The sequence below is a fragment of the Holophagales bacterium genome, assembly GCA_016699405.1.
In the GTDB taxonomy this organism is placed as follows: Bacteria; Acidobacteriota; Thermoanaerobaculia; order Multivoradales; family JAGPDF01; genus JAAYLR01.
Genome location: CP064972.1, coordinates 450,722 through 469,220, shown reverse-complemented (window position 1 = coordinate 469,220; position 18,499 = coordinate 450,722). Strand labels below are relative to the sequence as shown.

Below are 18,499 nucleotides of genomic sequence, written 5' to 3'. Positions count from 1 at the left end.
AGCCTATCGCACGGCCTCGCGCGTCACCGGGCGGCGACGCGGTCCTCCATCCCGGTGCGGAAGTCGCCGCGCGTCGCCGGCGGCGCCAACCACGGCCGGCGGCGTTCGCCCGGTTCGCCGAAGGAATCCGGATCGCGCAGGATCGGTCGCGGAGCGCTCGGGACCAGCGCCTGGGTGAGCGAATCGACGAAACCCCCGACCGCCGGCACGACGTCGCGCAGGAGAAAAGCCGCGGGCTCGCCCCAGAGCGGCACGGCGAGCCCGCCGGCGAGCGCGATCGCGAGGCCCAGCCGCCTGGCGCGCGGCGCGAGAAGGAGGAAACCGCCGGCACACCAGGCGACGAGCCCGGCGACGAAGGCGAGGACGGGGAAGATCCGTTCGATCGGCGAGTGCAGGAGCGGATCGCGGCGCCACGCGGCCGGGGCGGCGCGCCGCGGGTCGGCTGGGTCGTAGGCGACCTCGATCGCGGTGGATCTGCCGATGGCGGTGTCCGCCAGCTTCCGCTCGGCGTCGTCGATCACCCAGGCGAGCAGCTCGAGCTCGGAGTGCAGCGTCGGGACGACATCGAAGGCGACGTCCGGGTGCACCCAGAAGACCGCCGGGGGGTGCGCGGCGAGCCACGCCAGGGCGCGAGCGGAAAGACGAATGTCGATCACCGGCCTCCCGTTTGCGGCGGCGAAGCTCGCAGGCAGGTCGGGTGCGAGCTCCGGGGCCAGGAGCTGGCGCACGTCGCGCAGCTCGCTCCAGCGCCGGCAGGCGACGGCCTTCTGCTCCTCGCCGGTGCCGGCGGGCCGGAAGCGCAGCCGCGCGCAGAGCTCGGGCGCGGTCAGCGCGAGCCAGTTGGTGCCGTCGCGGCCGAGCGGGCGCGGGTCGAAGTCGAGATGCCACCAGAGCGCGTCGACCTCGCCGTGGGCCGTCGCGGAGAGTGTGGCCAGACGGCGCGCGGCGCGCCACTGCGGCGGCCCGGCGCGCCAGGCGGCGAGCATCAGCAGGAGGCCGAAGGCGCAGACGAGAAGCGCACCCGAGACGCGTCGGAGATCGAACGAGCCGGGCTCTGCGGGCGAATCGGTCGCCATGAGGCGAGGTTAGGCCGCGGCGTAGTGCGGCGCAACCGCGGCCCCGCGTCGGCCGTACAATCCCGCGCCATGACCTCACTCCAAGCCCGCCTCGCGGCGCCGGTCGCCGCCCTCGTGACGCTCGTCGGTTTCGTCCTGCTGGGAGACGGTGTCGCCGCTCCCGTTCGCGCCAGCGAGCCGACGGTCCTGCCGTCCGCGCTCGAGCCGGCGGGCACGGGCGGGGCTCCGGCGGTCGATCGCGCCCTCGCCAAGCTCTCGGGCAACCGGCGGCTCCTGGTCATCGCCGCCCATCCGGACGACGAAGACACGGCGCTCCTCGCCCGCGTCTCGCAGATGGGCGGCGAGGCGGCCTACCTCTCGCTCTCGCGCGGCGACGGCGGCCAGAACCTCGTCGGTCCGGAGCTCGGTGTCGGCCTCGGACTGCTGCGCACCGAGGAGCTCCTCGCCGCGCGGCGCGTCGACGGGGCGCGCCAGTACTTCAGCCGCGCCCTCGACTTCGGCTACACCCGCTCGCTCGACGAGACGCTGCAGCGCTGGGGGCGCGCCGAGCTCGCCGAGGACTTCGCGCGGGTCGTCTGGCGCTTCCGCCCGCAAGTCGTCGTGTCGATCTTCGGCAACGACGGCTCGGGGGGCCACGGCCAGCATCAGGCGGCCGGTTGGACGGCGCACGAGACGTTTGCGAAGCTCGGCGACGGCAACGCCTTCCCCTCCCTGGTGAAGGACGGGCTCGTCCCCTGGCAGCCGGCGGCGCTCTACCGCGGCGCCTGGTTCGCGCCGGAGCTCGCCACGGCGACCCTCTCGCTCGCCGCCGTCGACCCGTGGAGCGGGCGCTCGGTGGCGCAGCTCGCCGCGGCGTCGCGTTCGCAGCACCGTTCGCAGGACATGGGGCGGTTGCTCGAGCTCGGGCCGCGCGACACCAAGCTCGCCTGGGTCGCCGGGGCCGGCGGCAAGGAGGCGAAGGACCCGTTCGACGGCATCGACACCCGGCTCGCCGGCATCGTCGCCGGCCTGCCGGTCGACGGCGTGCTGGCGCCGCGGCTCGCCGCGGTCGAAGCGCGAGCCCGCGCCGCGCGCGAGCGGTTGCGGCCAGCCTCGCTCGGCGAGCTGGTCGGCGACTTCGCGGCGATCGTGCGCGAGCTGCGCGAGATCGCCGGCGTCGCCCACGGCTGTGCCGCGCTCGGCTGCGCGCACGCCGCGGCGATCCTCGACGAGAAGCTCGCGGTGGCCGAGGAGGGGATGCGCGCCGCTGCGGGAGTGGCCCTCGAAGCGTCGGCCGACCGCGAAACGCTCGTCCCCGGCGAGACGGCGAAGGTGACCGTCTCCTTGTGGAACAGCGGCGCCCGGTCGCTCGAGGTGCGCGGGGTGCGTCTTGCCACGGCCGACGGTTGGGCGACGCCCGCCGTGCCGCAGGCCGCCCGCTCGGTCGCCGCGGGCGAGCTGGCGCGCTGGACCGTCGACGTGCCGGTGCCGGCCGACGCGCCGCCGACCGTCCCTTACTTCCTGCGCCACACGCCGCAGGGCGATCGCTACGACTGGAGCAGCGCGCCGGCCGCCGTGCGCGGGGAGCCGGCCGCGGCACCGGCGCTCACCGCGACCCTCGAGCTGGCGATCGACGGCGCGACGCTCGCGGCGCCGCGCGAGGTGGTCTACCGCTACAGCGACCAGGCGAAGGGGGAGATCCGCCGCCCGTTGCGCGTCGTGCCGCCGATCGAGGTCGACCTCCTGCCCGACCTCGCGCTCCTCCCCCGCCCGGCGCTCGTCGAGCGAGCGGTCGAGGCGCACCTGCGCTCGAACGCGGCGACGCCGCTCGCCGGCACGCTCGTCGACCTGGCGACCTGTGGCGCGCCGAACGCGCCGCAGCCGTTCAGCCTGCCGCCGCACGGCGAGCTCGTCCTGCCGCTCGTCGCCCGCCCGTGCGGCGACGGCAGCGCGCCGCTCGCCGTCGCCGCGGAGCTCGGCGGTCGCCGCTACGCGCAGACGCTGCCGCTCGTCGACTACCCGCACATCCGTCCGGTCGCCTGGCCGCACCTGGCGACGGCGCGCCTCTCCGCCTTCGACCTGCGCCTGCCGAAGCTCAGCCGCGTCGGCTACGTCGTCGGCGCCGCCGACCGGATGCCCGAATACCTGCTCGAGGTGGGCGTGCCGGTGGTGCGCCTCACCGCTGCCGAGCTGGCGACCGGCGATCTCTCCGGCTACGACGCGATCGTCGTCGGCGCGCGCGCCTACGAGTCCGACCCCGGGCTCGCCGCGGCGAATGCGCACCTGCTCGACTACGTGCGCGCCGGCGGCCTGGCGATCGTCCAGTACCAGCAGTACCCGTTCGTCGAGGGGCGGTTCGCGCCGCTGCCGCTCGAGATCGCACGGCCGCACGACCGGATCACCGACGAGACGTCGCCGGTCGTCGTGCTCGATCCGGCCTCGCCGCTCTTCCACACGCCGAACGAGCTCGGTCCGGCGGACTGGAACGGCTGGGTGCAGGAGCGCGCGCTCTACATGGCCGGGAGCTGGGACCCCGGCTACAAGCCGCTCCTCGAGCTGCACGACCCCGGCGAGCCGGCAGCGCGCGGCGGGCTGCTCGTCGCCGCGGTGGGCAAGGGGACCTACGTCTACACCGGCCTCTCGTTCTTCCGGCAGCTCCCGGCCGGCGTGCCGGGGGCCTATCGACTCTTCGTCAACCTGCTCGGTCTGCGGGCGGGGGCGACGGCGGAGAGCGCTCGCGGCGCCGAGCTCGACCGGCGGACCGGCGACCTGCTGCGACGCGCCACGGTGGTCGACACCCACATCGACCTGCCTTATCGACTCACCGAGGAGAAGGCCGACGTCTCCCGGCGCACCGCCGGTGGGCACTTCGACTGGCCGCGCGCCCGTTCCGGCGGGCTCGATGCCGCCTTCATGTCGATCTACATCCCGGCCGAGGTGCCGATCGACGGCGCAGCGCGCAAGATGGCCGACGGCCTGATCGACTCGGTCGAGGCGCTGGTCACCAAAAACCCGGAGAAGTGGGCGGTCGCCCGCTCGCCGGAGGAGGTGAAGGCGGTCGCCGCGGCCGGGAAGATCGCGCTCGCCCTCGGCATCGAGAACGGCTCGGCGATCGAGCAGGACCTCGCCAACCTCCGCCACTTCGCCGAGCGCGGCGTGCGCTACGTCACGCTCACCCACGGCGCCGACAACGCGATCGGCGACTCCTCGTACTCGCCGAAAGAGACGCGCAAGTGGCACGGCCTCTCGCCGTTCGGCCGCGAGGTGGTCGAGGAGATGAACCGGCTCGGGGTGATGGTCGACATCTCGCACGTCTCCGACGAGACGTTCGATCAGGTCATCGGGCTCTCTCGCGCGCCGCTGATCGCCTCGCACTCCTCGTGCCGCTTCTTCACTCCGGGCTTCGAGCGCAACCTCGACGACGAGCGGATCCGCCAGCTCGCCGCCAAGGGGGGCGTGATCCAGATCAACTTCGGCAACTTCTTCCTCACCGCGGCGGCGAACCAGCACGGCGATCTGGCGTGGAGCGCGGTCGAGGCGTTCAAGAAGGAGAAGGGGCTCGCCGATCACGACCCGGAGATCGACCGCTTCCGCGAGCGCTACCTCGCCGAGCACCCGCAGCCGAAGGTGACGCTCGACGACGTCGTGGCGCACATCGACCATGTCGTCGCCCTCGTCGGCGTCGACCACGTCGGCATCGGCTCGGACTTCGACGGGGTCTCGGCGCTCCCCGAAGGGCTCGAGGACGTGTCGCGCCTGCCGGGCCTGGTCCGCCGGCTGCTCGAGAAGGGCTACAGCGACGCCGACGTCGAGAAGATCCTCGGCGGCAACCTGCTGCGCGTCTGGAGCGAAGTCGAGCGGATTGGACGCGAGCTCCGCCGCGGGAGCTGACCGCCCCGGCGGGTAGTTCCCGCGCTTGGCGCCTCTGCTACCTTCGAGGCGCCGTGCGACGAGCCCTCGGATTCCTGCTGGCACTCTGGTTCTCGGCCGGCTTCGCGCCGCAGCGCTCCGAGCCGTGCTCCTGCACGGCCGAGCGCAACTGCGGCTGCTCCTGCTGGAGGACGCGAGCCCGCGCGACGAACGCGATCGGGGCCTCCGGCGAGAAGGCCTGTTGTCGTCTGCTACGCGGCAGGCGGGGGGCCGCCTGCGGCACGATGAGCTCGGCGCACGAGCGCCGGCCCGCGGATGGCGGTGCCCCACTCGCGCCATCGCGCGATCACGACAGCCGCCAGTCAATGGAGTGGATTCTTGCTGCGCGCGCCGACCTCGAGCCGCCGCGCGTCGGCGAGCTCGCCGACCTTCCGGCCGCCGTCGCCGCTCGCGGTTGGCTCTCCCGTCCGATCTCTCCTCCTCCCCGCGCCGCCCGCGCGGCTTGACCCGTCCGAACGCGCCGGCGCGTCGTCGGCCCTCGTGTTGCAGGGCCGGGCGACGCCGTGCGCGGGAACCTGTCCACGGGATGTGCCGGCGGAGCGCCTTGCTCTGGGCGAGGCCCGCCGGGGGAGAGAGAACGTCATGACGAGGAGTCGACATCGGATCGGGTGCCTGCTGGTGCTGGCGCTCGGGGTTGGGACAGCGGTCGCGCCGGCGCAGGGTGAAGTGCCGGGCGGCCTGAGCGGGCGGGTGGTGGATCGCAGCGGTGGGCCGGTGCCGGGAGCGACGGTGACCGTCACCTGTGCGCCGCCGGCCACGCCGCTCGGGCTGCGCGCCGACGAGAGCGGTCGCTTCCAGGCGCCGGTCGCGCTCGGCGCCGACTGCGCGATCGCCGCAGCGTTGCCGGGCGTCGAGGCGGCGAGCCGAGAGGTGCGGAGGCTCGCCGACGGCGAGCGGGTGGAGGTCGAGCTCGCGCTCGACCTCGACGTGGTGCGCGAGCGCCTCGAGGTGACGGGCACGGCGGCGCGCGACAGCGTCGAGGCACGCGAGGTGCGTGAGAGCTTCGCGCGCGATGCCGGGGAGGCCCTCGCCCGGCTCGACGGCGTCCACGCGCTGCGCAAGGGAGCGATCGCCAGCGACGTCGTCGTGCGCGGCTTCAAGGGCGAGAACCTCAACGTGCTGATCGACGGACAGCGCCTCTACGGTGCCTGTCCCAACCACATGGACCCGCCGGCGTTCCACGTCGACTTCGCCGAGATCGAGCGGATCGAGGTGGTCAAGGGACCGCTCGACGTCACCTCCTCGGGGAGCCTCGGCGGCACGGTGAACCTGGTGACGCGGGATCCGGACGCCGGGGCAACGTTCATGGCACGCCTCTCGGCGGCCTCGGCGGCGTTCGTCGCGCCGGCGACCTCGGCCTCGTGGGCGGGGCCGCGCTGGAGCGTCCAGGGCGGCGCTTCGCTGCGGCAGGGCGACTCGTACGTCGACGGCGACGGTATGAAGCTGACGGAGCTCCTCCCGGCCAGCGCCTCGGCGGCCTATCGCGCGTCGTCGCGCGACCGTCGCGCCTTCGACATCGCAACCGGCTGGGCCGGCATCGAGCGGAGTCTCACGGCCGGCTCGCGGCTCGAGCTCTCGGTGGCTCGGCAGGAGGGCGAGGAGCAGCTCTACCCGTACCTGCAGATGGACGCCGAGTACGACCGGGCGACGCGCACGCTGCTGCGCTACCGCGCCGAGCGGCCGGGCAGCGCCCTGCGCTCGCTCGAGGCGAGCGCCTCGTACGCACGGGTCGATCACGCGATGGATGACCGCAACCGCGTCTCCTCGGTCGGTGCGCCGCGTCTCTACAGCATGCGGACGGTGGCGAGGTCAGAGGTCGCCGGAGCCCGAGTCGAAGCCACCGCGAAGGGTGGAGAGCGCAGCTCGCTGCGCTTCGGGCTCGAGGGGTACGACCGGAGGTGGGATGCGGCGACCAGCATGGCCGGGATGAGCTATCGCCCGCAGGCCTCGCTGCCCGACGTCGGCAGCACGGCGCTCGGCCTCTACGGCGAGCTCGAGCGAACGTTCGGCGAACGGCTCACCCTGCGCGCCGGGGCGCGCGTCGATCGCGCCGAGGTCGAGGCCGATCGGGCGCTCGCCGCGACCGATCTCTACTTCGCCTACCATGGGACCCGCGCCACCTCGATGGCACGAATGCTCCCCTCGGGGAACGTCGCGCTGGCCTGGGCGCCGCGCCCGGCGTGGGAGCTCACCGTGTCGCTCGGTCGGACGATGCGGCTGCCCGACGGCCAGGAGCTCTTTTTCGGTCTCAAGCGAATGGGCAGCGACTGGGTCGGCAATCCCCAGTTGCGACCGGCGGCCAACCTCGAGGCCGACGTCGCGATGCGCTATCGCGGCGAGCGGCTGTCGCTCCAGCTCGCCTCTTGGCGGGCGGCGGTCAACGACTTCATCACCGTGGTGGAACGGACGCGACAGAACGCCGTGTCGGGGGTGACGAACAGCCGCGCCCGCAGCTTCGCCAACGTCGACGCGCGACTGGTCGGCGGCGAGGCCTCGCTGCAGTGGACGCTCGGCCGCCATCTGCTGCTCGTCTCCGGGCTCTCGCTGGTACGTGGCACCCAGGAGCTCGCCCCGGCGCGCGGGGTGCGGGATACCGACCTGCCGGAGATGCCGCCGCCTACCGGGCGGCTTGCGCTGCGCTACGAACCGGGCCGCTGGTACGTCGAAGCCGAGGGGCGTGCCGCGGCGCGCCAGGACCGGGTCGACGCGGACCTCGGCGAGTCGCCGACACCCGCCTGGGAGACCCTCGATCTGCGCGCCGGCCTGGAGCTGGGCCGGGTGCGGCTCGTCGCCGGGGTCGACAACCTGTTCGACCGCGCCTACGTCCGCAGCCTCTCGTACCAGCGCGATCCCTTCCGCGTCGGCGTCGGCGTGCCCGAGCCGGGGCGCACGCTGCTCGCCTCGGTCGAGCTGCGGTACTGACGGCGGGTGCGCCGAGACCGGCCCGGGCCGCGTGCTACGCTGCCCGGGCAGCCGTTTCGACCTCGTCGGGAGCTCCACCATGCGTCCTCGCCGCCTGTCTGCCGTTCTCGTCTTGTCGCTGCTCCTCGCCGCCGTGCCGCTCGTCGCCAGCGCGCAGGAGCTGTCGCCGACTGCGACGCCCGAAGCCCCGGCTCCCGGCGAAGCGGTCGCTCCGCCCGAGGATTCGCTCCGCTCTACCGTCGCGCCCGAGCCCCCGGCTGCCGGAGCGGTAGCGCCCGAGGCCCCGGCCGCGACGACGCCGGTCGAGCCGTCCGCGGCACCGGCGGGCGATGCGCCCGCGGATGGGACGACCGAGGTGGCAGGTTCGATTCCGCCGCCGCGGGACACGATCTCGACGCGCTCGTTCGAAGAGCCGGCCGGCACGTCGCCGCCGACCGACGCACCGACCGCCGCCGGGTCGACCGCTGCCGCGGCGCCGGGCGCGGCACGCGGGCACTTCCGCAGCAAGGACCTGGAGTTCGAGTTGCTCGACGGCTACGCCTTCCGCAGCGAGGAGTTCCTGCTCGGCGGCAAGACGATTGCGCTCGCCATCTCCAACGCGGCGTTCAACGCCGAGTTCATCGACCAGTACCACGACCGCAAGGCGCTCATCGACCAGTTTTTCGTCGACGAGGAGACGGCCGTCGTCTACCTCCTCTTCGGCGCCGACGGGGCCTTCCGCGGCATCTCCTACCAGCTCGAGCCGGGCAACGGCTGTGGCTTCTGCGAGGACCCGACGGTGCAGTCGACGGTCAAGCTCGCCGACGGGCGTCTGGTCGGCACGCTGGCGCTCGATTCGCCGGAGCGCACCTTCGACATCGCCGTGGACGCGACGGTCGCCAGCGACGACTTCGGTGTCGAGCAAGGTGCCAACGGCGGCGCGAGCGGCGCCGGCTACCTGCGCATCCACAACGCGCTTTCGCGGCGCGATCAGGCGGCGCTCGTCGGGCTCCTCGCCACCGAGCGGCTCGCCGAGTGGAACGAGGCCAAGGCCCTCGGCGCCGCACAGGGCGAGATCTTCTTCGCCTCGCTCGCCGACGCCCACCCGACCTCGTTCCGCATCACCCGCGCCTTCGAGAAGGGCGACCGCGCCCTGCTGCTGCTCGTCGGCACCTCACCCGACGGCCCGGTGCGCGGCGAAGCCCTGCTGCGCAAAGAGAAAGGCGTCTGGCGCCTCCACGACGAAGTCTTCCGCCGCGTCGTGGGGGAGTGAGGGCGGGTAGAAGGATGGCGCCGAGTTGTCCCGCGTGGTCGCCAAGTCACCGTCGAACCGCCAGGTGAGAGCGATCGTCTCTCGAGCGAGCTGCTGATCGCTGCCAATCGCGGTCGTGGTCGCAGCCTGTCCGATGTTGCTGTGCGTTGTCGGACGGCTACGAGACTCTGGCGAGGTAGCGGGCTCGTTGCTCGCGAAGGTAGGCCTGGTACTCCTCGTGCCGCGGGTCGTCGGGTGAGTAGTAGTCTCCGTAAGCGTCGAAGAGCAAGAAGTCCAGAGTCGCAGCGGTGAGAGCCTCTTCATCCTCAATTGCTGCGGTCATCGGCGTTCCCATGAGGATGGTCACGAGCACGAGGGGAGCTCCGTACTCGGGGGTTTCGAGATTCAACTTGGGTTGATGGAAGTCCACCGGCAACTGGAATGAGCGGTATCCGAGGTCCTTTGCTGTTCGCTTGAAAAGAAAAGGGCGTGCCTCCCGCTCGCGCTGCTCTGCCGGGTCAAGGCCTGGAATCGGGCGATCGCATTCAAAGAGCAAGAGAGTACACGGCGGCGATTGGTCGGTAAGATGGCGGACCAGGCGTCGGACCAACGAATCGACGGCGCGCCCGCGAGCCTCTTTCGCGTCCTTGTCGCTGCCCATGTAACTGACGATCGCCTTGCGGCGATTCGGATAGTAGTGGCAGAACAAGAAGGACACGACATCGCCGTGGAGCTTTCCGGCTAGGACGAAATGGGTCTCGGGAACATGGCGGCGCTGTTCCTTGCCGAACTCGTCGACGAGGAGTGCTTCCATGTCCGCCATGGTGTAGTTGCCAAGATCTGGTGGAAACAGTCGACCGTAGAGCTCCAGTACCTTGGTCAGGTCGGGGTCCTTCTGAGTCGTGATCCGTTTCACCTGAATCCGTCGGGACCTGTCGATCCACCACAGCGCGAGCATCGCAATCAGGCCGAGTGCTCCGATCAGGATGTTGATGACTTCCATTCGATCCGCCCCCCTTGTTGTCGATCGATTCCCGTTCCCGCGAGCCGTCGTTCAACCCGGAGAGTATAGATGTGCCGTGATGCGTTTTTCATTTCTCGTGCGAGCGACCATGGGCCATGCGCGCGCGAAAGCCCAATCCAGGAACCGTGGTCCTTCGCTGATGTGCCGGGACCGCGGTCCTGGGTTCCTTCCGGATACCGATTCGATCCTGGCGGGGGGCCGTGGCGCCCAGATTGGGTAGACGCCGTCAGCTGAAAGATGGGACCGTCCGGCGAGTCCGAAAAGCGCTTGCTCCCTAGACCCCCGAGGCTTCGAGAGAGGGATTGCTTCTCAGAATTCCCTCAGCGCGAGCCGCCGAAGAGCGCGCGGAGGCGCTGCCAGAGGCTGGGCGGTGCGGCGGGCTTGGCCGGTTGGCGGGCGCGGCAGCGGGGGCAGAGCAGCTCGCCGTCGACCGGGATCGGGTCGTCGGGCGGCAGCGGGGTGGCGCAGCGGGAGCAGCGGGCGATCGGTCCCGCGTCGCCGGAGTGGATGCGCTCCGGCGCCAGGCCGAAGAGCGGCGCGGCCTCGCGGGCCGACATCCAGGTCGAACCGCCGTCGTTGCTCAGCAGGCTGATCGCGTCGATCCTTCCGGAGTCGGCGAGTCGGATCATCTCGGCGTCGTCGAACGGCCCGATCGCCTGTCCTTTGCGTTCGTAGTACCAGGGCACGGCAGCGTCACTCCTCGAAGTCGACCCGGCGATTCTGTACCTGAGGGGTCGGGTCGGCGCAAGTCCGACGCGGGGAGCCCGAAAGGGAGCCTCCGGATCGCAGTGCCTTCGGGCTAGCCCGCATTTCTCACCCCGCTCCTGCTGCGGCGTCGCATCTGGCCGCGTCTGCAGCGTTGCGCTCGGTCGGCCGGCTCGACGTACTGCCCAGTACGCCTGCGCCGGCCTCGGTCGCGGCGCCTTGCAGCCACAGCCATCTGCGCCGCCTCGCGATGGAACGGGGTGAGAAATCCGGGCTAGAGTCGGGCGCTCGCCGTGCGCATTCCACGGACCCGCCGGGCGGTTCGTGCCAGGATGGTCGGTCAATGCCGCGAGCTCCACACCCCATGACGACGCGCCACCGTTCCCTTCTCGTTCTCGCCCTGTCGCTCTCTGCCGCCTGCCACGACGCGCGGACCCCCGTCGTCGTCTACTCGCCGCACGGCCGCGATCTCCTCCAGCTCTTCGAGAGCACCTACGAGCAGGCGCACCCGGAGGTCGACGTGCGCTGGCTCGACATGGGTTCACAGGAGGTGGTCGACCGGCTGCGTTCCGAACGCGCCAATCCGCAGGCCGACGTCTGGTTCGGCGCGCCGGCGACGCTCTTTGCCCGCGCCGCCGCCGACGGCCTGCTGGCGCCGTATCGCCCGAGCTGGGCGGGAGCGATCCCGGCGACGTCACGCGGCGACGGCGATCTCTACTTCGGCGTCTTCCGTACCCTGCCGGTCCTCGTCTTCAATTCGGCCGCGGTCTCCGCGGCGGAGGCGCCGGCCGACTGGGACGCCCTGCTCGACCCGCAGTGGAAGGGGCGGCTGCTGATCCGCGACCCGATGGCCTCCGGCGTGCTGCGCACCGTCTTCGGCATGGTGCTCGCCCGCTCGCTTGCGGAAACCGGCTCGACCGATCGCGGCTTCGCCTGGCTCGCCCGGCTCGATGCGCAGACCAAGGAGTACGTCGCCAACCCCGCGCTGTTGCACGAGAAGCTCCTGCGCCAGGAGGGAGCGGTGACCATCTGGGAGCTCACCGACACGCTGCTCGAGCGGCGTCGCGGTGCGCCGTTCGGCTACCGCTTCGCCTCCTCCGGCACGCCGGTGATCGACGACGCGATCGCCCTCGTCGCCGGGGCGCCGCATGCCGAGGCGGCGCGCGGCTTCGTCGAATGGGTGGGTGGCCTCGAGGCCCAGCGGCTCGCCGCCGAACAGGTCTTCCGCATTCCGGCGCGCACCGACCTGCCGCCCGAGGCGCTGCCGGCCTGGGCGCGCGAGGCGCTCGCCGAGATGCGACCGGCCGAGGTCGACGGCAAGCTCGTGGCGCGCGAGATCCAGGGCTGGATGGCGACCTGGGACCGCACGGTCCGCGGCCACGGGGGCGACCGATGAGCGTCGCCGTCGAGATCTCCGGCCTCGAGAAGCGTTTCGGCGGCGTCGAGGTGCTGCGCGACATCTCGCTCTCGGTCGCCCGGGGCGAGATCCTCGCCCTCCTCGGTCCGTCGGGGAGCGGCAAGACGACGCTCCTGCGCCTGCTCGCCGGCTTCGATCGCGCCGACACCGGCACCATCGCCTTCGATGGCGACGACGTCTCCCGCCTGCCGCCGGCCAAGCGCAGCGTCGGCATGGTCTTCCAGCACTACGCCCTCTTTCCGCACCTGTCGGTCGCCGGCAACGTCTCCTTCGGGCTCGAGACGCGCGGCCTCTCGCGCGCCGACCTCGCCGAGCGGGTGCGCGAGGCGCTCGCGCTCGTCGGCCTCTCCGGCTACGAGGGGCGACGCATCGGCGAGCTCTCGGGCGGCCAGCAACAGCGGGTGGCGCTCGCCCGCGCCCTCGCCCCGGAGCCGCGCCTGCTGCTGCTCGACGAGCCGCTCTCGAACCTCGACCCGGCGCTGCGCGAGCGGACGCGGCGTCAGCTCAAGCGCACCATCCGCCAGGTGGGGATCACCACCGTGCTGGTCACCCACGAACAGGAAGAGGCGTTCGATCTCGGCGATCGCGTCGCGGTGCTGCACACCGGGCGCCTCGACCAGGTCGGCCGCCCCGAGGAGCTCTACCGCGAGCCGGCGACCCGCTTCGTCGCCACCTTCGTCGGGCGCTCGAGCCGCCTCACCGGCGAGGTCGTGGCGGTCGAGGGGAGCCACTGCTGGGTGCGGCTCGCCGGCCCGCTCGCCGGCGAGATCGAGATCGGCGGCGCGGCGCTCGAGCCGCTGCTGCCCGGCGCGACGGTCGACGTCGTGGTGCGGCCCGAAGGGCTGCAGCTCCGTCCGGAAGGCTCACCGTCGACCCTTCCCGGCCGGGTGATCGATCGCCGCTTCGCCGGCCTCGGGACCTTCTACACCGTCGCCCTCGACCAGGGTGGCGAGGTGGAAGCGCTGATGGGCGCCCGCGCCGCTGCCGAGGGCGACCGGGTCGGGGTCGCCTTCGCCGCCGAAGCGGCGGCGCCGCGCCTCTTCGCGCGAGACGAGCGATGAGCCGTCGCGCCCTGCTCGTCGGCGCCGGGCTCGCGGTTCTGCTCGCCTGGCTGGTCGGCTATCCGCTGGCGGTGACCTTTGCCGCGGCGCTCGCGGGGCCGTCGCCGGGAGGGGTGCTCGGCTTCCTTGGCCCGCCTCGGCGAGGTGCTGGCGCGCCCCGACGAGCTCGCCGCGCTCGGCCGCAGTCTCTGGATCTCGCTGGCCTCGGTGGCGCTCTCGGCGGCGCTCGGCGTGCCGCTCGCCTTCCTCTTCACGCGTCACGAGTTCCCCGGGCGGCGGGCGCTCGCCGCGCTCGTGGCGCTGCCGGTCGCGTTGCCGCCGCTCGTCGGGGTGATCGCCTTCCTCTACCTCTACGGCGAGAGCGGCCTCGCGGCGCGGGCGGTGCAGGGGCTCCTCGGGCTGGCGGGGGCGCCCTGGCGCCTCACCGGGCCGGGGGCGATCCTCCTCGTCCACGCCTACTCGATGTACGTCTACTTCTACCTGTTCACCCGCGCCGCCCTGCTGCGGGAGGATCCGTCGCTCGCCGAAGCGGCCGCCGTGCTCGGAGCCGGGAGGTTTCGCACGCTGGTGCGTATCACCCTTCCAGCGCTCGGTCCGGCCCTGGCCGGCGCCGCCGTCCTGGTCTTCATGACCTCGCTCGGCTCGTTTTCGGCGCCGTATCTGTTCGGGGGCTCGTTCCGCGTGATGACGACTCAGATCCTCTCCTCCAAGCAGAACGGCGACCTCGAGCACGCCGAGGGGGAGACCGCGCTGCTCGTCGCCGCGGCGCTCGGCGGGCTCTGGGTGGCTCGCCGTCTCGACCGGCGGCGCGACCGACCGGTCGGTCAGCACGGGACGCCGCCGGCTCCACGCCGTTCGCCGCGTCGTGCCGTGCGCGTGGCCGCGGCCGTCGGCGGCTGGGCGCTCGCCCTGCTGCTGCTCGCGCCGCATGCGACGCTGCTGTTGCTTTCCTTCGTGCCGCCGGGGAGCTGGACGACCGAGGCCTTTCCGCCGGTGTTCGCCATCGGCAACTACGCGGCGCTCGTCTCGTCAGCGGAGCGCCTGCGGCCGGTCGTCAACTCGCTCTGGATGGCTGCCGTGGCGACCGCCGGGGCGCTCGCTCTCGGGCTCGCCGTGGCGCAGGTGGCGGTGATGCGACGGGGGCGGCTCGGCTCCGTGCTCGAGTGGCTGATGGCGCTCCCCTGGGCGGTACCCGGAACGGCGTTCGCCTTCGCCCTGGCCACGACCTTCAGCGTCAACTCGCCCCTGACGCTTCGTTTCCTCCTCATCGGCACGCCGTGGATCCTGCCGCTCGCCTACCTCGTGCGGGCCCTGCCGGTCACCGGTGGTGCGGCGCTCACGGGGCTTCGGCGCCTCGATCCGTCGCTCGCCGAGGCGGCCTCCTCGCTCGGCGCCTCGCCGGCGAGGATCTTCCGCCGCGTCACCCTGCCGGCGATCGCTCCGGCGCTGGCCGCCGGAGCGAGCCTCGCCCTGCTCGCCGCGCTCGGCGACTTCGTCCTGTCGATCGTTCTCTACGGCTACGAGACACGACCGATCTCGATCGAGATCCTCTCGGCATTGCGCCTGCAGGAGACCGGTGTCGCGGCCGCTTACGGCGTGCTGCTCGCCGCCGCCTCGGCGGTGGCCTTCCTGCTCTTCGGGCAGGAGCAGGGGAGCGGCGGATGAATCAGGGTTCGGCGCTCGGGCGCCTGTCGTTCCTCATGGCCACCTGCTTCGTGGACATGCTCGGCTTCCTGATGGTCCTGCCGCTCCTGCCGTTCTACGCGACGCGGCTCGGTGCCGACGCGGTGGTCGTGGGGCTGATGGTCTCGGCGTTCGCCGTCGCGCAGCTCTCGACCGCACCGCTCTGGGGCCGCCTCTCGGACCGCATCGGGCGACGGCCGACGATCCTCGGTGGCCTCGCCGTCTCGACGCTCGCCTACCTGCTCTTCGCGCTCGCCTGCGCCGAGCGGGCGACCGACGCGTTGTCGCCGAGCGTCCTGCTCGCCGTGCTCTTCGTCTCGCGCCTGGTGCAGGGGGCCGGCACCGGGACGACGGGGGTGGTGCAGGCCTACGTCAGCGATTCGGTGGCGCCCGAGGAGCGTGCCAAGGCGCTCGGCTGGATCACCGCGGCGACGTCGGCCGGCGTGATGATCGGCCCGGCGATCGGCTCGCTCGCCGCGACGCTCGGCCCGGCGGCGCCGGGGCTGGTGGCGGCGGGGCTCTGTGTCGCCAACGTCACCTTCGGCTTCTTCTACCTGCCCGAGCCGGAGCGCTCGGTGGGCAAGGGAGAAGCGCCGGCGAAGCGCTCGATCCGCCGGATGATGAGCGCGGTGCTCGCCCATCCGGGGCGGCCGGCGCCCTCCCTCATCTGGATCTATGCCCTCGGCATGATGGCGTTCATGGCGATGAACGCCGTGCTGGCGCTCTACCTGCAGCACCGCTTCGGCGTCACCGAGAAGTCGATCGGCTACTTCTACACCTTCGTCGGCGCCGTCTCCCTGGTGATGCGGAGCCTCGTGCTCGGTCCGGCGGTGGCGCGCTTCGGCGAGCCGCGGGTCTTGCAGCTCGGGATCCTCTCGCTCGCCCTCGGCTTCGCGTTGATGCCGCTCGCACCGAGCATTCCGCTCTTCGGCGTGGTGGTGGTGTTGATCCCCGTCGGCACCGCGCTGCTCTTCCCGTCGACCACCTCGCTCGTCTCGCGGGTCGCCGACCGCGAGGAGGTCGGCCAGACGATGGGCGTGCAGCAGGCCTTCGGCGGGATCGCCCGGATGGTCGGCCCGATGTGGGCCGGCGCGGCGTTCGAGCATCTCGCGCCGTCGGCGCCGTTCTGGATCTCGGCGCTGCTTTCCGCGGGGCTCTGGGTGTTCGCCGTGCGGATCTCGCGCCAGCCGGAGCCGGTGGTCGTCCCGGTGCCCGAGGTGAGCCCTGAAGCTCCTTCCTGATCGCCCCCGGCGAGCGTTCGCCGGGCGGTTCCACGGTCCGGGCAGCCCGGTCGCGGGCTGTTCCCCTTCGCTTTCCTTCACGAGGAGATTCCCCATGCGGTCGACGCGCACGTTCACGCTCGCCGCCCTGCTCGTCTTGCCGGCCCTCGCGGGGCCGGTACGAGGCGACGAGGGCATGTGGACCTTCAACGGCTTCCCCTTCGAGCGTTTCGAGAAGGCGTACGGCTTTCGCCCGAGCCAGGAGCTGCTCGATCATCTCCGCCTCGCCTCGGTGCGGCACGGTGGCGGCGGCAGCGCTTCGTTCGTTTCGGCCGACGGCCTGGTGATCACCAACCACCACGTCGGCGCCGGCTGCATCGGCGACCTCTCGACGGCCGAGCGCAACATCATGCGCGACGGCTTCGTCGCCGCGACGCCGGAGCAGGAGATCACCTGTCCGGCGCTCGAAATCAACGTGCTCGAGGGGATCGAGCGGGTCACCGACAAGGTGCGCGCAGTCGAGAAGCCGGGACTCGATCCCGGGGCGGCGGCCGCGGCACGGCGCGCGGTGATGGCCGAGCTCGAGAAGGAGTGCTCGGAGCGCACCAAGCTGCGCTGCGACATGGTCACGCTCTACCAGGGCGGCGAGTACGACCTCTACCAATTCCGCAAGTTCACCGACGTGCGCCTGGCCTTCGCGCCGGAGGCGCAGCTTGCGCAGTTCGGCGGCGACAACGACAACTTCGAGTACCCGCGCTACTCGATGGACTTCAGCCTCTTCCGCGTCTACGTCGACGGCAAGCCGTACCACCCGCAGCACTTCCTCAAGTGGAGCGCGACCGGGGTGAAGGAGGGCGACGTCACCTTCCTGGTCGGCAACCCCGGCTCGACCGGGCGCTTGCAGACGATGGCGCAGCTCGAATACCTGCGCGACGTCGTCTACCCGCTGACGCTCTCCTGGCTCGACTACAGCCGGGCACGTCTCTACGAGTACGGCATGCGGGGCGTCGAACAGGACCGCCTGGCACGCGAGGCGCTCGACGGCGTGGAGAACTCGATCAAGGCGACCTCGGGCTTCCTCTCGGGCCTGCTCGACCCGGCGGTGATGGCCAAGAAGGCGGCCGAAGAGAAGTCGCTGCGCGACGCCGTCGCCAAGGATCCGGCGCTCGCCGCCCGCATCGGCGATCCGTGGAAGGAGATCGACGCGGCGCTCGCCAAGGACCGCAGCCAGTTCGCCCGCACGATGCTGCTCGACCGCGGCCTGTCGAGCGCGAGCGCGCTCGGCGGCTATGCACGGACCCTGATCCGCCTGGCGGAGGAGAAGGGCAAGCCGAGCGGCGAGCGGCTGCGCGAGTACCGCGACACGGCGCTGCCGCAGGTCTACCAGCGCCTCGCTTCGACGGCGCCGATCTACCCCGATTTCGAGGCCTATCGCCTCGGCTACGCGCTGCGCCTGCTGGCCACCCAACTCGGCCCGGTCCACCCGGTGATCCGCAAGGTGATCGGCGACTCGACGCCGGAGGAGGTCGCGCAGAAGGCGGTGGCCGGCACTCGGCTCGGCGACCTCGCGGTGCGCCAGAAGCTCGCCGAGGGCGGTGCCGCGGCGATCGCCGCCGCGCACGACCCGATGATCGAGCTGATGCAGCAGTTTGAGCCGCTCTGGCGCGAGGCGCGGGACCGCACCGACCGCGAGATCGACGGGGTGACGCGCCTGGCCGGCGCCAAGATCGCCGAGACCTTCTTCGCCGTCAACGGCCGCGACGTCTACCCGGACGCCACCTTCTCGCTCCGCATCTCGTACGCGCCGGTCAAGGGCTACGAGGACAACGGCGTGGCGCTGCCGTGGGCGACGAAGCTGGGCGGCTACTTCGAGCGCTCGGCCAAGTACGGCGGCAAGGAGCCGTTCGACCTGCCGCCGGCGCTGGTCAAGGCAAAGGACAAGATCGACCCGAACACTCCCGCCGACTTCGTCACCACCCACGACATCATCGGCGGCAACTCGGGGAGCCCGGTCGTCAACCGCAACGGCGAGTTCGTCGGCATCGTCTTCGACGGCAACCTGCAGAACATCCCGAACCGCTTCGTCTACACCGACAAGGAAGCGCGCGCCATCTGCGTCGACGCCCGCGCCATCCTCGAGACCCTGCGGAAGGTCTACCCCGCAGCCCACCTCGCCAAGGAGCTCGAGACCGGCAAGCGCTGAGGCGATACCCCTCCCAAGGCAATCGGCCGCCCGCCCCGAAGGTGCGAG

At 72.1% G+C, this 18,499-nt stretch carries 12 protein-coding genes; 9 read left to right on the top strand and 3 right to left on the bottom strand.

Annotation, left to right across the window (positions count from 1 at the left end):
• Positions 1-23 precede the first annotated feature (23 nt).
• On the bottom strand, positions 24-1,076 hold the full coding sequence (locus tag IPJ17_02025) for a hypothetical protein (GenBank protein QQR74394.1): 1,053 nt from the start codon (positions 1,074-1,076) through the stop codon (positions 24-26).
• Positions 1,077-1,145: 69 nt separating this feature from the next.
• Here IPJ17_02025 and IPJ17_02020 point away from each other — a divergent pair, with 69 nt between their 5' ends.
• The 4 genes from IPJ17_02020 to IPJ17_02005 all read left to right on the top strand — a co-directional run bounded on the left by IPJ17_02020 (position 1,146) and on the right by IPJ17_02005 (position 9,159).
• A complete protein-coding gene (locus tag IPJ17_02020; GenBank protein ID QQR74393.1) occupies positions 1,146-4,946 on the top strand; it encodes a membrane dipeptidase in 3,801 nt (1,266 codons plus the stop codon).
• 53 nt (positions 4,947-4,999) lie between these two features.
• Positions 5,000-5,431: a hypothetical protein gene (locus IPJ17_02015; protein ID QQR74392.1), complete on the top strand. Its 432-nt coding sequence runs from the start codon at positions 5,000-5,002 to the stop codon at positions 5,429-5,431.
• Positions 5,432-5,567: 136 nt separating this feature from the next.
• Positions 5,568-7,907 carry a TonB-dependent receptor gene (locus tag IPJ17_02010; GenBank protein ID QQR74391.1) on the top strand — a complete coding sequence of 780 codons (2,340 nt, stop codon included), beginning with the start codon at positions 5,568-5,570 and terminating at the stop codon, positions 7,905-7,907.
• A gap of 79 nt (positions 7,908-7,986) precedes the next feature.
• Positions 7,987-9,159, top strand: a complete 1,173-nt coding sequence (locus IPJ17_02005; GenBank protein QQR74390.1) for a hypothetical protein — start codon at positions 7,987-7,989, stop codon at positions 9,157-9,159.
• Between the two features lie 157 nt (positions 9,160-9,316).
• On the opposite strand, the gene IPJ17_02000 is transcribed toward IPJ17_02005, so the two are convergent.
• Both IPJ17_02000 and IPJ17_01995 read right to left on the bottom strand, forming a co-directional pair.
• The gene (locus IPJ17_02000) at positions 9,317-10,141 is read right to left on the bottom strand and encodes a hypothetical protein (GenBank protein QQR74389.1); all 825 of its coding nucleotides are present in this window, start codon (positions 10,139-10,141) and stop codon (positions 9,317-9,319) included.
• Between the two features lie 341 nt (positions 10,142-10,482).
• Positions 10,483-10,848 (bottom strand): DUF4339 domain-containing protein, encoded by a 366-nt coding sequence (locus IPJ17_01995; protein QQR74388.1) that lies wholly within the window; start codon positions 10,846-10,848, stop codon positions 10,483-10,485.
• Between the two features lie 383 nt (positions 10,849-11,231).
• Between IPJ17_01995 and IPJ17_01990 the strand changes: the two genes are divergently transcribed.
• The 5 genes from IPJ17_01990 (at position 11,232) to IPJ17_01970 (ending at position 18,451) form a co-directional block, all read left to right on the top strand.
• Positions 11,232-12,263 (top strand): extracellular solute-binding protein, encoded by a 1,032-nt coding sequence (locus IPJ17_01990; protein QQR74387.1) that lies wholly within the window; start codon positions 11,232-11,234, stop codon positions 12,261-12,263.
• Positions 12,260-13,345 (top strand): ABC transporter ATP-binding protein, encoded by a 1,086-nt coding sequence (locus IPJ17_01985; protein ID QQR74386.1) that lies wholly within the window; start codon positions 12,260-12,262, stop codon positions 13,343-13,345. The genes IPJ17_01990 and IPJ17_01985 overlap by 4 nt, the downstream gene beginning before the upstream one ends.
• Positions 13,346-13,471: 126 nt before the next feature.
• Positions 13,472-15,010: an iron ABC transporter permease gene (locus tag IPJ17_01980; GenBank protein ID QQR74385.1), complete on the top strand. Its 1,539-nt coding sequence runs from the start codon at positions 13,472-13,474 to the stop codon at positions 15,008-15,010.
• Entirely contained in the window at positions 15,007-16,269 is a 1,263-nt protein-coding gene (locus tag IPJ17_01975) for an MFS transporter (GenBank protein QQR74384.1), read from the top strand. Before IPJ17_01980 ends, IPJ17_01975 begins: the two co-directional genes overlap by 4 nt.
• Before the next feature lie 94 nt (positions 16,270-16,363).
• Entirely contained in the window at positions 16,364-18,451 is a 2,088-nt protein-coding gene (locus IPJ17_01970; GenBank protein QQR74383.1) for a S46 family peptidase, read from the top strand.
• The last annotated feature ends 48 nt before the right edge of the window (positions 18,452-18,499 follow it).